The sequence below is a fragment of the Streptomyces sp. BK340 genome, assembly GCF_007827595.1.
In the GTDB taxonomy this organism is placed as follows: domain Bacteria; phylum Actinomycetota; class Actinomycetes; order Streptomycetales; family Streptomycetaceae; genus Streptomyces.
Map to the genome: position 1 here is coordinate 146,398 of NZ_VISR01000002.1, position 13,250 is coordinate 159,647.

15 protein-coding genes and 1 riboswitch are annotated in these 13,250 nt (G+C 69.7%); of the genes, 8 read left to right on the plus strand and 7 right to left on the minus strand.

Annotated elements, in window-relative coordinates; genetic code table 11:
- Both FB157_RS04020 and FB157_RS04025 read right to left on the minus strand, forming a co-directional pair.
- Complete coding sequence (locus FB157_RS04020) at positions 1-1,419, minus strand: trehalose-6-phosphate synthase (RefSeq protein WP_145876009.1); 1,419 nt, start codon at positions 1,417-1,419, stop codon at positions 1-3.
- A gap of 86 nt (positions 1,420-1,505) precedes the next feature.
- A complete protein-coding gene (locus FB157_RS04025) occupies positions 1,506-2,450 on the minus strand; it encodes a glucosyl-3-phosphoglycerate synthase (protein ID WP_145876011.1) in 945 nt (314 codons plus the stop codon).
- A gap of 158 nt (positions 2,451-2,608) precedes the next feature.
- A riboswitch (SAM riboswitch) is annotated at positions 2,609-2,750 on the plus strand.
- 17 nt (positions 2,751-2,767) lie between these two features.
- On the opposite strand from FB157_RS04025, the gene thrC reads away from it, so the two are divergent.
- The 4 genes from thrC to groL all read left to right on the plus strand — a co-directional run bounded on the left by thrC (position 2,768) and on the right by groL (position 6,971).
- A complete protein-coding gene (thrC, locus tag FB157_RS04030) occupies positions 2,768-4,051 on the plus strand; it encodes a threonine synthase (RefSeq protein ID WP_186581337.1) in 1,284 nt (427 codons plus the stop codon).
- A 50-nt stretch (positions 4,052-4,101) separates the two neighbouring features.
- Positions 4,102-4,377: a MoaD/ThiS family protein gene (locus FB157_RS04035; protein WP_145876013.1), complete on the plus strand. Its 276-nt coding sequence runs from the start codon at positions 4,102-4,104 to the stop codon at positions 4,375-4,377.
- A 441-nt stretch (positions 4,378-4,818) separates the two neighbouring features.
- Positions 4,819-5,025 (plus strand): cold-shock protein, encoded by a 207-nt coding sequence (locus FB157_RS04040; protein WP_019057200.1) that lies wholly within the window; start codon positions 4,819-4,821, stop codon positions 5,023-5,025.
- Between the two features lie 323 nt (positions 5,026-5,348).
- Positions 5,349-6,971: a chaperonin GroEL gene (gene groL / locus FB157_RS04045; protein WP_145876015.1), complete on the plus strand. Its 1,623-nt coding sequence runs from the start codon at positions 5,349-5,351 to the stop codon at positions 6,969-6,971.
- Between the two features lie 99 nt (positions 6,972-7,070).
- Here groL and FB157_RS04050 read toward each other — a convergent pair whose 3' ends face one another.
- The 5 genes from FB157_RS04050 to FB157_RS04070 all read right to left on the minus strand — a co-directional run bounded on the left by FB157_RS04050 (position 7,071) and on the right by FB157_RS04070 (position 9,745).
- Positions 7,071-7,310 carry a type II toxin-antitoxin system RelE/ParE family toxin gene (locus tag FB157_RS04050; RefSeq protein ID WP_315903805.1) on the minus strand — a complete coding sequence of 80 codons (240 nt, stop codon included), beginning with the start codon at positions 7,308-7,310 and terminating at the stop codon, positions 7,071-7,073.
- Positions 7,311-7,318: 8 nt separating this feature from the next.
- Positions 7,319-7,594 (minus strand): type II toxin-antitoxin system Phd/YefM family antitoxin, encoded by a 276-nt coding sequence (locus FB157_RS04055; RefSeq protein WP_186581338.1) that lies wholly within the window; start codon positions 7,592-7,594, stop codon positions 7,319-7,321.
- Between the two features lie 38 nt (positions 7,595-7,632).
- Positions 7,633-8,460 carry a hypothetical protein gene (locus FB157_RS04060; protein ID WP_145876771.1) on the minus strand — a complete coding sequence of 276 codons (828 nt, stop codon included), beginning with the start codon at positions 8,458-8,460 and terminating at the stop codon, positions 7,633-7,635.
- A gap of 264 nt (positions 8,461-8,724) precedes the next feature.
- Positions 8,725-8,922: a DUF397 domain-containing protein gene (locus FB157_RS04065; RefSeq protein ID WP_145876021.1), complete on the minus strand. Its 198-nt coding sequence runs from the start codon at positions 8,920-8,922 to the stop codon at positions 8,725-8,727.
- Positions 8,906-9,745, minus strand: a complete 840-nt coding sequence (locus tag FB157_RS04070; protein WP_145876023.1) for a helix-turn-helix transcriptional regulator — start codon at positions 9,743-9,745, stop codon at positions 8,906-8,908. Before FB157_RS04070 ends, FB157_RS04065 begins: the two co-directional genes overlap by 17 nt.
- Before the next feature lie 116 nt (positions 9,746-9,861).
- Between FB157_RS04070 and FB157_RS04075 the strand changes: the two genes are divergently transcribed.
- The 4 genes from FB157_RS04075 (at position 9,862) to FB157_RS04090 (ending at position 13,219) form a co-directional block, all read left to right on the plus strand.
- Positions 9,862-10,095 carry a hypothetical protein gene (locus FB157_RS04075; protein ID WP_145876025.1) on the plus strand — a complete coding sequence of 78 codons (234 nt, stop codon included), beginning with the start codon at positions 9,862-9,864 and terminating at the stop codon, positions 10,093-10,095.
- The gene (locus FB157_RS04080) at positions 10,092-10,319 is read left to right on the plus strand and encodes a hypothetical protein (RefSeq protein WP_145876027.1); all 228 of its coding nucleotides are present in this window, start codon (positions 10,092-10,094) and stop codon (positions 10,317-10,319) included. The genes FB157_RS04075 and FB157_RS04080 overlap by 4 nt, the downstream gene beginning before the upstream one ends.
- Positions 10,320-10,464: 145 nt before the next feature.
- Complete coding sequence (locus tag FB157_RS04085; protein ID WP_145876029.1) at positions 10,465-11,592, plus strand: NADH:flavin oxidoreductase; 1,128 nt, start codon at positions 10,465-10,467, stop codon at positions 11,590-11,592.
- Between the two features lie 79 nt (positions 11,593-11,671).
- Positions 11,672-13,219, plus strand: coding sequence for a carboxylesterase/lipase family protein (locus FB157_RS04090; RefSeq protein WP_145876030.1), 1,548 nt, complete (start codon positions 11,672-11,674; stop codon positions 13,217-13,219).
- The last annotated feature ends 31 nt before the right edge of the window (positions 13,220-13,250 follow it).

Here is a 13,250-nt window from a genome sequence, read left to right on the forward strand (position 1 = left end):
CTACCGCTCCAGTCCACCCAGCTGATCCAGGAACCACTGGGCGGGCGGCAGTGCCGTGGCGGCCACGGCGAGCCTCTTCGAGCGTTCCGCCCGCTCACCCGCCGGCAGGCTCAGTGCCTCGTGCAAGGCGTTCGCCGTGCCCCCGATGTCGTACGGGTTCACCACGATCGCGTCCTCGCCCAGCTCCTCGTACGCCCCCGCCTCCCGCGACAGCACCAGCGCGCACCCCTCGTCGGAGACCACCGGCACCTCCTTGGCGACCAGGTTCATGCCGTCCCGGATCGGGTTCACCAGCGCCACGTCCGCGAGCCGGTACGCGGCCAGGGAGCGGGCGAAGTCGTCCTTGACGTGCAGTACGACCGGCGTCCAGCCCTCGGTCCCGTACACGGAGTTGATCGTCTCCGCGACCCGCTGCACCTCGGCCGTGTACTCCCGGTAGACGGCGAGGTCCTGCCGGGACGGGTAGGCGAAGGCGAGGTGGACCACCCGTTCGCGCCACTCGGGGTGGTCCTCCAGGAGCTGCCGGTACGCCAGCAGGCCGCGCACGATGTTCTTGGACAGCTCGGTGCGGTCCACCCGGACGATCGTCCGGCGCCCCTCGCCGATCTCCTCCCGCAGCGCGGCCATCCGCTCGTCCACGTCCGTCCGGTGCGCCCGCTCGCGCAGGAAGTCCGCGTCCGCGCCGAGCCCGTGCACACCGATCCGGGTCCCGGACGGGATGCCGGGGCCCAGCACCGCGTGACAGCAGTCGGTGAACGCGTCCGCCCACCGCCGGGTCAGGAACGCGGCCCGGTCCGCGCCCAGGATGCCGGTCAGCAGCTCGGCCGCGATGTCGTCGGGCAGCAGACGGAAGTAGTCCGGCGGGGCCCACGGGGTGTGCGAGAAGTGGCCGATGCGCAGGTCGGGGCGGAGCCGGCGGAGCATCCGGGGGGCGAGGGCCAGGTGGTAGTCCTGGATGAGCACCGCGGCGCCGTCCGCCGCCTCCTCGGCCAGCGCCTCGGCGAAGGCGCGGTTGTACGCCTCGTACGACGCCCACTGCCGCCGGAACTCCGCGTCGAAGACCGGCTCCAGCGGGGTCTGGTACAGCATGTGGTGGACGAACCACAGCACCGAGTTGGCGATGCCGTTGTACGCGTCGGAGAACACGGTCGCGTCGATGTCGAGCATCCGCACCCGCTGCCCGCCGGTCTCCTCGGCCGGCAGCAGCCCGCCGCCCGCGCGCCGAACCGCCTCGCGGTCGCCGTCGCCCAGCGCGGCGCACACCCATACCGCGTCGGTGTCCGGCCCGATGGCCGACAGACCCGAGACCAGCCCGCCGCCGCCCCGTTTGGCACGCAGCGAGCCGTTCTCGAGGACCTCGTACGAAACCGGGCCGCGATTGGACGCGACCAGCACCTCAGCACCGTGGGTGGAAGCCATACGCCTCAACCTAGCCCGGCCCGGAAACGCTCAAACGTACGGTCTGCCCCGGAAGGGGGCTGTATACAGCCGTTCTCGTGCGCGCTTCACGCCACCCGGCGCGCCGCGTACTCCGCGATCTCCGCCATCGGCGGCCGCTCCTCGGTGTCCACCGAGTAGGTGCGTGGCTCGAACCCGTCCTCGCCCCGCTCGAACTGGGTGAGGGACGGCCGCACGAGGTGTCCGCGGGCGAGCCTGAGCTGTGCCGTGCGGTAGATCGCCGCGGCCATCCGGCCCAGCGCCTGACCGTCCTGGTGGCGGTGCTTGCGCACGCCGACGTCGACCTGGGCGAGGGCGTCCAGGCCGACCAGGTGCAGGGCGTCGACCAGCATGCCCAGCTCGACGCCGTAGCCGACGGGGAAGGGGAGCTGTTCGAGCAGCGAGCGGCGGGCCGCGTACTCGCCGCCGAGCGGCTGCACGAAACCGGCCAGCTGCGGCCAGTGCATGTTCAGCAGCGGACGGGCCATGAGTTCGGTGACCCGGCCGCCCTGTCCGGTCGCGCCGCCGAGCGGGCGGTCGTACATCGCCTTGACCAGGTCGACGCCCGGTTCGGTGAGCAGCGGGCCGACGATGCCGGAGACGAAGTCGGAGGAGAACTCCTTCAGGTCGGCGTCGACGAAGCAGATGACGTCCCCGCCGGTCACCAGCAGCGAGCGCCACAGCACCTCGCCCTTGCCGGGGACGGCCGGGATGCGCGGGAGGATCTCGTCGCGGTGGACGACGCGGGCGCCCGCCGAGGCGGCCACCTCGGAGGTGCGGTCGGTGGACCCGGAGTCGACGACGACGATCTCGTCGACGAGCGGGACCTGCTGCATGAGGTCGTGACGGATGATCGCGACGATGTCGCCGACCGTCTTCTCCTCGTTCAGGGCGGGCAGGACGACGGAGACGGACTGACCGGTGCGCTGCTTGGCGGCGAGTATCCGGTGGAGCGGACGATCGGTCACGGACCAGGAGCGGGTGGCCAGCCAGCGCTCGACTTCTTCCAGCACGGTCTGCGGCTCCTCACTGTCGTGATCACATGGTGTGACCGTGTGATCCATCTCGCGGTTCGGACGACTATCTCAACTGTCCTGGCCTTCGGTTACAGTCTTGAACAACGCCGGTGACCATCGCATGTCAGGGTCAACGAGCGTTGACAACCACATACAGCTCATCCAGAGGGGCAGAGGGAAACGGCCCGATGAAGCCCCGGCAACCCTCCAGTCGGTTCTCGTTCTCCAGCGAGGCTCCCGGCTAGGGAAGGTGCCAAATCCGTCTCACGGCGAGATGCGTCGTGAGGAAGATGAGGAGAAAGGGCCTCGCCTCCATGGCTGTGCAGACAGTTGCAAGCACCAGCAATCCCACCGTAGACCTCGGCCCCGCCACGGCCCTGAGCTGTCGCGAGTGCGGCCACCGGGTGCCCCTCGGGCCGGTGTTCGCCTGCGAGGAGTGCTTCGGTCCGCTGGAGATCGCCTACGACTTCGCCGCCTACGACACCGAAGAGCTGCGCAAGCGTATCGAGTCCGGCCCCGCGAACATCTGGCGTTACGCGCCGCTGCTGCCCGTCCCCGCCGACGTGGCCGACAAGCCCAACATCAACCCGGGCTGGACCAAGCTCGTCAAGGCCGACAACCTGGCCCGCGAGCTGGGCGTCACCGGCGGGCTGTACGTGAAGGACGACTCCGGCAACCCGACGCACTCCTTCAAGGACCGGGTCGTGGCCCAGGCCCTGGAGGCCGCGCGCGCCTTCGGCTTCACCACGCTCTCCTGCTCCTCGACCGGCAACCTCGCCGGCGCCGTCGGCGCCGCCGCCGCCCGCGCCGGCTTCCGCTCCTGCGTGTTCATCCCGCACGACCTGGAGCAGGGCAAGGTCGTCATGGCCGCGGTCTACGGCGGCGAGCTGGTCGGCATCGAGGGCAACTACGACGACGTGAACCGGTTCTGCTCCGAGCTGATCGGTGACCCGGCCGGCGAGGGCTGGGGCTTCGTCAACGTCAACCTGCGGCCGTACTACGCGGAGGGCTCGAAGACTCTGGCGTACGAGATCTGCGAGCAGCTCGGCTGGCGGCTCCCGGACCAGATCGTGGTCCCGATCGCCTCCGGCTCCCAGCTCACGAAGATCGACAAGGGTCTGCAGGAGCTGATCAAGCTCGGGCTCGTCGAGGACCGGCCGTACAAGATCTTCGGTGCGCAGGCCGAGGGCTGCTCGCCGGTGTCCACCGCCTTCAAGGCCGGTCACGACGTGGTCCGCCCGCAGAAGCCGAACACCATCGCCAAGTCGCTGGCGATCGGCAACCCGGCCGACGGCCCGTACGTCCTGGACATCGCCCGCCGTACCGGTGGCGCGGTGGAGGACGTGACGGACGAGCAGGTCGTGGACGCGATCAAGCTGCTGGCCCGGACCGAGGGCATCTTCGCGGAGACCGCCGGCGGTGTGACGGTCGGCGTGACGAAGAAGCTGATCGAGGACGGTGTGCTGGACCCGTCCCTGACGACGGTGGTCCTCAACACCGGTGACGGCCTCAAGACGCTGGACGCGGTGGCGGGCACGGGGCTCACCGCGACGATCCGTCCCACCCTCGAGTCGTTCCGCGACGCGGGGCTCGTCTAGGGACCTCGTCCTACCCCGTCCTTTCGTTTCGCCTGACCGGAGGTTTCATCGTGAGCGTCACCGTCCGCATCCCCACCATCCTGCGCACCTACACGGGCGGCCGGGCCGAGGTCGCCGCCGAGGGCGGGACCCTCGCCGAGGTGATCCAGGACCTGGAGAAGAACCACACGGGCATCGCGGCCCGGGTTCTCGACGACCAGGGCAAGCTGCGCCGCTTCGTCAACGTGTACGTCAACGACGACGACGTCCGCTTCGAGCAGGGGCTGGAGACGGCGACCCCGGACGGTGCCGGTGTCTCCATCATTCCCGCCGTCGCCGGCGGCTGATCAAAAGTGGACTATTACCTTCGGTAACCGTGGTTACTGAATGTTCATCGAATGGCCTCCTCCGTGAGAGAAGCGGAGGGGGCCATTCTGTGTGATTGAGCGCGGTAAGGTTGGGGAACGCGTGCCGGATCTGCGGGTCACGAGCCCCGGAATCATGCCTTACGCCCGGTGAGAAGCAGCCAAAGTGCACGCGGAGTATGCGCCTTTTGCGCCTTTTATGGAGCCCGACTTGCCCTGAATTCGGGCGAATTCTCGGCAGATTCCGGATCGTGCTCGTCCAGAATTCTCGTCCGATTGACCTGTTGCAGAGGGCAGTTGGACAGATACATTCAGCCGCGGTCGACGCGTTCCGGCGCACGCCCCCGACCAATGGGGGGTGAGGTCTGACCCGGGTCCGCGAAGTGTGGATCTGTGCAAGGGCCAGTAATAGGGGAGTTAGGCATGGCTCAGGGCACCGTCAAGTGGTTCAACGCGGAGAAGGGGTACGGCTTCATCGCGGTCGACGGTGGTGCGGATGTTTTCGTCCACTACAGCGCGATCCAGATGGACGGTTACCGCACCCTGGAAGAGGGGCAGCGGGTCGACTTCGAGATCTCGCAGGGTCAGAAGGGCCCGCAGGCGGACATGGTCCGGCTGGCGACCAGCTGAGGCACGCGTCGACTGACAGCGACGTTCTTCTGTTCATCTTCGAAGGGTCCGTACCTCCTGGGGTACGGACCCTTCGTCGTGCCCGGTGTCCCTGTTCGCGCGCGGCTGAGCGCCCCCTCCGGCATGCCCGAGGCGCTTGCACTCGGGGGGGTCGAGTGCTAATCATTGCGTTAGCACTCTGAAGGTGAGAGTGACAAAGAAGGACCGGGTCGGTGAGGCCCGCAGGCCAGGTGGGGCAAGGAACCACAGGTCGGCGAGCCGTCCGTCGCGGGCGCGGGCGCGGTCCGAAGGAATCACCCCCAGTCCTGGAGGGACCACTTCACATGGCCAAGATCATCGCGTTCGACGAGGAGGCGCGGCGCGGCCTCGAGCGCGGCATGAACCAGCTCGCGGACGCCGTGAAGGTGACGCTCGGCCCCAAGGGCCGCAACGTCGTCCTCGAGAAGAAGTGGGGTGCCCCCACGATCACCAACGATGGTGTCTCCATCGCCAAGGAGATCGAGCTCGAGGACCCGTACGAGAAGATCGGCGCCGAGCTGGTCAAGGAAGTCGCCAAGAAGACGGACGACGTCGCCGGTGACGGTACGACCACCGCGACCGTGCTCGCCCAGGCCCTGGTCAAGGAAGGCCTGCGCAACGTCGCCGCCGGCGCCAACCCGATGGCTCTGAAGCGCGGTATCGAGAAGGCCGTCGAGGCCGTCTCCGCCGCCCTGCTGGAGCAGGCGAAGGACGTCGAGACCAAGGAGCAGATCGCCTCCACCGCGTCCATCTCCGCCGCCGACACCCAGATCGGCGAGCTGATCGCCGAGGCCATGGACAAGGTCGGCAAGGAAGGCGTCATCACCGTCGAGGAGAGCAACACCTTCGGTCTGGAGCTTGAGCTCACCGAGGGCATGCGCTTCGACAAGGGCTACATCTCCGCCTACTTCGCGACCGACATGGAGCGCATGGAGGCGTCGCTCGAGGACCCGTACATCCTCATCGCGAACTCCAAGATCGGCTCCGTCAAGGACCTGCTCCCGCTCCTCGAGAAGGTCATGCAGTCGGGCAAGCCGCTGCTGATCATCGCCGAGGACGTCGAGGGCGAGGCCCTGTCGACCCTGGTCGTCAACAAGATCCGTGGCACCTTCAAGTCCGTCGCCGTCAAGGCCCCGGGCTTCGGTGACCGCCGCAAGGCCATGCTCGGCGACATCGCCATCCTCACGGGCGGCGAGGTCATCTCCGAGGAGGTCGGCCTCAAGCTGGAGAACGCGACCCTGGACCTCCTGGGCCGCGCCCGCAAGGTCGTCATCACCAAGGACGAGACCACTATCGTCGACGGTGCCGGCTCCTCGGAGCAGGTCGGCGGCCGGGTCAACCAGATCCGTGCCGAGATCGAGAACAGCGACTCGGACTACGACCGCGAGAAGCTGCAGGAGCGCCTGGCGAAGCTCGCCGGCGGTGTCGCGGTCATCAAGGCCGGTGCCGCCACCGAGGTGGAGCTCAAGGAGCGCAAGCACCGCATCGAGGACGCCGTCCGCAACGCGAAGGCCGCGGTCGAGGAGGGCATCGTCGCCGGTGGTGGCGTGGCCCTGCTGCAGACCTCCGGTGTCTTCGAGAAGCTGGAGCTCGAGGGCGACGAGGCCACCGGTGCCGCCGCTGTGAAGCTGGCCCTGGAGGCCCCGCTGAAGCAGATCGCCGTCAACGCCGGCCTCGAGGGCGGTGTCGTGGTGGAGAAGGTGCGCAACCTGACCCCGGGCCACGGCCTGAACGCCGCGACCGGCGAGTACGTCGACCTGGTCGCCGAGGGCATCATCGACCCGGCGAAGGTGACCCGCTCTGCCCTGCAGAACGCCGCCTCCATCGCCGCGCTGTTCCTCACCACCGAGGCCGTCATCGCCGACAAGCCGGAGAAGGCCGCCGCGGCCGCTCCGGGCGGCATGCCGGGCGGTGACATGGACTTCTGATCGACCTGACGGTTGATCGCCTGTCCTTCGGACCGAGGGCGGTGCTTCCAGCTTCTGGCTGGGGGTGCCGCCCTCGGGCGTGTCGGGTACAGCCCGGTGTCAGGTGCTCCGGCCGACCTTCAGTACATGAACGGTGATGGTGTCTCCATCCGGCCGGTAGAGAATCCGCCAGGTGTCGACATGCAGCCGGTAGTAGCCGGAGGCGCCCGAGGCGTGAGCCGCTTCCGGACGAGGATCGTCGGCCAGTGCGCGTACGGCGGCAGCAGCTGCCTTGGCGCCCACGGGATCGATGGCGCGCAGCCGCCGGAATTCGTTCATGGCGTGGTGTTCCCACACCACCGCCTAGCTCACGAAGCGGCCCCTGTCCGGTCTTCCTCTTCAAGCTGGGCCATGAATTCGTCGTGCGGCATCGAGGGCCCAGAGGGAGCGACCTCACGGGCGTGCGCTTCGGCGATGTCCGCCTCGTCGCGGAGGCGCTGAAGCTCTTCCAGTTCGCTTATGGGGATGAGCGCGGCCGCGGGTTTGCCGTATTCCGTGATCAGGATGTGCTCCTGACCGTGCCGTACCCGGCCCACGAGCTGACCGAGTTGGTTGCGGGCTTCCACGAGCGGATACGTCTCCATGGAAAAACTGTACACACCTGCGACTGTGTGCGGTGCGCTCATACGGGTGTCCCTTCGCGTCGTCGTACGGACATCGCAGCCCGGATCTCACCCACGCGGGCGTGGACTGCGGGGGCGGGCAGGGGCGTACGAGGGTGCGCGGGAGCGCGTTCGCCTCGGCAGCCGCCGCACACACCCCCCGGCAGTGCTTCCGGACGCCCCGGTACTCCGCACTCCGTGCACTCCAGGACCCGGCGGGGTGGGCGTGGGGAGGGTGGTTCCGGCGGGAGTTTGTCGGTCAACCGGCGGCGGAGCAGGGCCGCCGGGCTGTGAACGGGTGTCGGTAGCCCTGCGGTCAGCGCGGCCAAGAGCATCTCCTCGGTGGCCCCGCGCGCGAACCACTCCTCCACCAGCGGGGCGAGCGCCGTGCAGTCGGCGGCGGAGAGGGACAGGACCGGGGCCGTACGGCCCAGGGCGGCGAGGAGGATGTGGGCGCGGGAGCGGGTGGGGCGGGCGCGTTCGTCCGGTGGCTGCTCCGGTTCGGGTACGTCGCCGCGTGTGAACGCCGCCCACCAGCCGTCGTCGCGCGCGGTACGGGACCACCACGATCGGGTGATCCAGCGCGAGCCGGCGCCTTCCGTCTCCAGCCGCTCTCTTCCTCGCCGTAAGTGCCCTGCCGCCTGGAGCCGGTTGAGGGCGGTGCGGAGCGCGCACTGGCCGTACGGGAGCTGCTTGGCCAGTGTCTTCACGGAGATGTCGGCGCCTTCGGGGAGGCGGTCGACGTACGCGGCGATGGCGGCTTCGCGGGGCGATAAGCGCGCGAAGTCGTGTTTGGTGCGGGGGAGTTGGTCCGGCGCGGAGCGCTTGCCGTAACCCGGATTGGCCATCGGGTGCGGGGATGCGTGCGCGGGCAGGAGGGCAGCACTAAGCTTGGCGTCAGCCACGGGATCGCGTCCTTCGATCTCGTTGGTCAAGCCCCCGCAGGTGTTGGTAGCACCTGACGGGGGCTGTTCGTTATGCGGGACGTTAGAGGCTTGTGACTGTCCGTCGCAAGTCGGTCGCGCCAAGTCAACTCGCAGGGTGGGAGGGTGGGTTGAACCCACCTCCCATTCCATGCAAAGAGGGCTCGGAGCTCGGCGCTTGAGCCTCGGCTAGGCCCGCTTCAGGTCTTCGACGAACGCAGACCACGCCTCGGCCCGGAACGCGAGCTTCGGGCCCTGAGGGGCCTTGGAGTCGCGGATGGGGATGAGGGCGGGCAAGTCGTGGGTGACTTCCACGCAGTCACTACCGCCTTGGCTGTAGCTCGACCTGTGCCAGGTCGCCGTGCTCAGGTCAGGGATGTTCCTCATGCGTGTAATCCTGCGCCAACGCCTCGATCAGGGCCAGAGACTTCTCTCGCGAGAGTGCGGAGGCCACGAGGAGGTCGAACGTGAACCTCAGATGGGTGGCGGTGGCCGGGTCGTCCTCCAGTCGCCCGTTGCGCACCCCCTCGAAGAAGACCAGCGGAGGGGCGTCCTCGAACTCCATCAGCTTCAAGGCACCCTGCATCGCGGCATGGGCTCCCGCGCTGAACGGCAGCACCTGCACAATGACCCGGTTCCGGCGGGTCAGGCCTGCGATGTGGTGCAGGGCCTCCACCATCACCGTCCGGCCGCCGGTTTCCCGATGCAATGCCGCCTCGTCAAGAACAGTCCACAACAACGGCTTTGTTGGATGGTCAAGCAGGCGTGTCCGCGCCATCCGGCCTTCCGTCCACTCCTCGACGGTTTCCTCTGGTGTCGTCGGGTCGTACGCGCGGTTCACGGCTCGCGCGTACGCGGGAGTCTGGAGCAGTCCGGGGATCAGGAGTGGGGAGTACTGCCTGATCGCCGTGGCCTGCGCCTCGACCTCCGCCGCCTCCGCGAAGTGTTCCTCGTACTTCGACCGGGCCGCCGCCTTGCAGTTCCGCGCAAAGAAGCCTCCCATCTCCAGGACTTCGTCCAGCAGCTCCGCGTACTCCGGCTGCATCCGCCGAGTCCCCGCCTCCAGCTGCCCGATGAACGACCCGCTCACGAACAGCCTCTGGCCCAGCTGCTCCTGGCTCAGTCCCTTCCGCTCGCGCGCATGCCGTAACTCGGCGCCCAGCAAGGCGCGGGGCGACGACGACGGATCGAGGTCCTTCGGTCCTGCCATGGCAACTCCCGGGTCGTACAAGCAGGGTTGTTGGGACGCTGTATCTAGCCAGGCTAGAGCGCCGACGGCCACGCTGTGTAGTGAACGTGAACACTCAGCGTGGAGGAATTGGCGCAATGAACGTGAAGGAAATGACGGCGGACGGCCGGCCCGCCCGCTCCGCGGCGGAAGCCGTCGAGCGGCTGCGCTCGGCACTGCACGAGGCGGGGATCATCCTCCCCTCGCTGCGGATCGACCCGGTGACCGGCGCCCATGGGCACCCCTATGCCCTCGTCGACCTGGGCCGCTGCAACCTGGGTGTGGCCTCGCGGCTGGCGGCGGTGCTGCGGCGGCCGGGCGGGGATGCGTGACCGGGGAGATCGGGACGTACGCCGTCGACGTACGGAGCGGGCGGATCGGTGAGGTCATGGCGCGCGTGGGAGGTTATGTGCAGCTCAGGCCCGTGGGCGGCGGCCGGGAGTGGGACTGTCCGCCCGAGGAGCTGGGGGAGGCGGCGCCGGGTGAGGTGCTGCGCGCAAGGGTGCGGCGGCTGAACCGCGACGCCCGCTCGCGCGCGGCGGCCGAGCTGCCCTGAGGGCCGGCGGGCGTGGCCGGGATCACAAGGTGGCCGGCCCGGACCTGGAATGTATCGCACCGCATAGGTGGTTCCTTGAGGCAGTGCAACAATGCGTATGCACATACCAGCCGGTCAGACCGAGCAGCACTCGAGGAGCCCCCACGTGACCGACACGACGCCTCCCGCCTCCCGCGCGGCCCAGATCCTCTCCCGCCCGATCAGCCTCAACGGGCTCACGGTTCCCAACCGGATCGTGATGGCGCCGATGACCCGCATGTTCTCCCCGGGCGGCGTCCCCGGCGAGGACGTGCGGTCGTACTACTCGCGCCGTGCCGCCGCCGGTGTCGGTCTCATCGTCACCGAGGGGACGTACGTCGGGCACGAGTCGGCCGGGCAGAGCGACCGTGTGCCCCGGTTCCACGGCGAGGAGCAGCTGGCCGGCTGGGCGAAGGTCGCCGAGGACGTGCACGCGGCGGGCGGCACGATCGTGCCGCAGCTGTGGCACATCGGCATGGTCCGCAAGCAGGGTGAGCCGCCGGTCGCGGACGCTCCGGCGGTCGGCCCGTCCGGCCTGGTCACCGAGGGTGCCGAGCCCACCGGCAAGGCCATGACCCAGCAGGACCTGGACGACGTCGTCGCCGCGTTCGCGCGGGCCGCCGCCGACGCCGAGCGCATCGGCTTCGACGGCGTCGAGCTGCACGGCGCCCACGGCTACCTCCTCGACCAGTTCCTGTGGGCCGGCACCAACCGCCGCACCGACGCCTACGGCGGCGACGCGGTGGCCCGCACCAAGTTCTCGGCGGAGATCGTCGCGGCGGTCCGCGCGGCCGTCTCGCCCGAGTTCCCGATCATCTTCCGCTTCTCGCAGTGGAAGCAGCAGGACTACGCCGCCCGTCTCGCCGAGACCCCCGAGGAGCTGGAGGCGATCCTGACCCCGCTGGCCGCCGCCGGCGTCGACGTCTTCCACGCCTCCACCCGCCGCTACTGGCTGCCCGAGTTCGACGGCTCCGACCTGAACCTCGCGGGCTGGACGAAGAAGCTCACCGGCAAGCAGGTCATCAGCGTCGGCTCGGTCGGCCTCGACGGCGACTTCATCAACGCCTTCCAGGGCGAGGGCTCCCCGGTCAAGAGCATCGACAACCTGCTCGACCGCCTGGAGGCCGACGAGTTCGACATGGTCGCCGTCGGCCGCGCGCTGCTCCAGGACCCGGAGTGGGCGGCGAAGGTGCTCGCGGACCGCTTCGACGAGCTGAAGGCCTACGACGCGGCCGCGCTGCAGACCCTCAGCTGACCTTGGCCGAAGTGGCCCGGTTCGCCGGGCACTTGTGATCGTTCCCGTCCGTTCCCCTGATGACCAGTGAGGAGCGAGCATGACGACGAGCGAGTCCGGTGCCCGGGCGGCGGAGACCGCCGGACCTGTGGTGCGCACCGCCTCCGGCGCGGTGCGCGGACGCCACGAGGACGGTCTGGCGGTCTTCCGCGGCATCCCCTTCGCCGAACCCCCGGTCGGCGAGGCCAGGTTCCAGGCCCCGCGCCCGGCCCGGCCCTGGGACGGCACCCGGGAGGCGTACGCCTTCGGACCCCCGCCTCCGCAGGACCTGGGAGTCCAGGGGGCCGGGGTGACCGGCCCCACCGGTGACGACTGGCTGACCGTGAACGTGTGGACGCCCGGCCCGGACCCGTCCGCCGGCCGCCCGGTCATGGTGTGGATCTACGGCGGCTCGTACAAGTTGGGCCACGCAGGCCAGCCCGGCTACGACGCACAGCGCATCGCCCAAGACGGCGACGTCGTCGTGGTCACCTTCAACCACCGCGTGGGCATGGAGGGCTTCACCCTCCTGGAGGGCGCGCCGGCCAACCGGGGCCTGCTGGACCAGGTGGCGGCCCTGGAGTGGGTGCGGGAGAACATCGCGGCGTTCGGCGGCGACCCCGGCCAGGTCACGGTCTTCGGCGAGTCGGCCGGAGCGGGCTCGGTGGCCTCGCTGCTGGTGATGCCGAGGGCCCGGGGACTGTTCCGGCGGGCGGTGGCGCAGAGCCTGCCGGGCACGTTCTTCTCCGCGGAGCTGGCGCGTGACATCGCCGGGGCGCTGGCGGCGGAGGCGGGGCGGCAGCCGACGGCGGCGGATCTGGCCGCGGTGGACCCCCGTGAACTCGTCGGAGCCGGACAGGCGCTGAGCGCCAAGATGCTCCAGTACACGGACAGATGGGGCCAGGCGGCACCTACGGTCACGCCCTTCTCCCCGGTCGTCGACGGCGACATCCTGCCCACCGCCCCCTGGCAGGCTCTGGCGGCGGGCGCGGCACGGGACGTCGACCTCCTGGTGGGCCACAACCGGGACGAGTTCCGTCTGTTCCTGGCCATGGGCGGCATGCTCGGCAAGATCACGGAGGACCGGGCGACCGCGGCGCTGCGGATGTACGCCCCGGGCGGCGAGGCCGGCGAACAGGCCTACCGCTCGGCCTTCCCGGACGCCTCGCCGAGCGACCTGTTCGAACGGGTCCAGACGGACTGGCTGTTCGGGATGCCGAGCCTGCATCTCGCCCAGGCCCAGCTGGCGGGCGGCGGCAGGGCCCACGTCTACGAACTGACCTGGGCGGCGCCGGGCAGCGGCGGTGTCCTGGGTGCGTGCCACGCCCTGGACGTCGCCCTGCTCTTCGGTACGTACCGCGGCGTCCTGGGCGGTCTGCTCTTCGCCGGGGCGGACGTACCGGCCGAGGCGGAGGAGCTGTCCACCCGCTTCCGCCGCGCGTGGACGTCGTTCGCCCGCACCGGCGACCCGGGCTGGCCGGCGTACGACAGCGAGGCCCGCCGGGTGCAGGTCCTGGACGCCGAGCCGACGGTCGCGGCCTACCCGGAGGAGCGCAGCAGGCGCCTGTGGGAGGGCCACGAGTTCCTGCCCCTGCCGCTGCTCGGCTAGGCCCTGTCGTCAAATTCCCGTCTGCCCCACG

Excerpts from the sequence above, each read along its gene's own strand:
- FB157_RS04065 (WP_145876021.1), bottom strand. The coding sequence starts at position 8,922 with ATGAGGAACATCCCTGACCTGAGCACGGCGACCTGGCACAGGTCGAGC.
- FB157_RS04020 (WP_145876009.1), bottom strand. The coding sequence starts at position 1,419 with ATGGCTTCCACCCACGGTGCTGAGGTGCTGGTCGCGTCCAATCGCGGC.
- FB157_RS04055 (WP_186581338.1), bottom strand. The coding sequence starts at position 7,594 with ATGGAGACGTATCCGCTCGTGGAAGCCCGCAACCAACTCGGTCAGCTC.
- thrC (WP_186581337.1), top strand. The coding sequence starts at position 2,768 with ATGGCTGTGCAGACAGTTGCAAGCACCAGCAATCCCACCGTAGACCTC.
- FB157_RS04090 (WP_145876030.1), top strand. The coding sequence starts at position 11,672 with ATGACGACGAGCGAGTCCGGTGCCCGGGCGGCGGAGACCGCCGGACCT.
- FB157_RS04070 (WP_145876023.1), bottom strand. The coding sequence starts at position 9,745 with ATGGCAGGACCGAAGGACCTCGATCCGTCGTCGTCGCCCCGCGCCTTG.
- FB157_RS04040 (WP_019057200.1), top strand. The coding sequence starts at position 4,819 with ATGGCTCAGGGCACCGTCAAGTGGTTCAACGCGGAGAAGGGGTACGGC.
- FB157_RS04060 (WP_145876771.1), bottom strand. The coding sequence starts at position 8,460 with ATGGCCAATCCGGGTTACGGCAAGCGCTCCGCGCCGGACCAACTCCCC.
- groL (WP_145876015.1), top strand. The coding sequence starts at position 5,349 with ATGGCCAAGATCATCGCGTTCGACGAGGAGGCGCGGCGCGGCCTCGAG.
- FB157_RS04075 (WP_145876025.1), top strand. The coding sequence starts at position 9,862 with ATGAACGTGAAGGAAATGACGGCGGACGGCCGGCCCGCCCGCTCCGCG.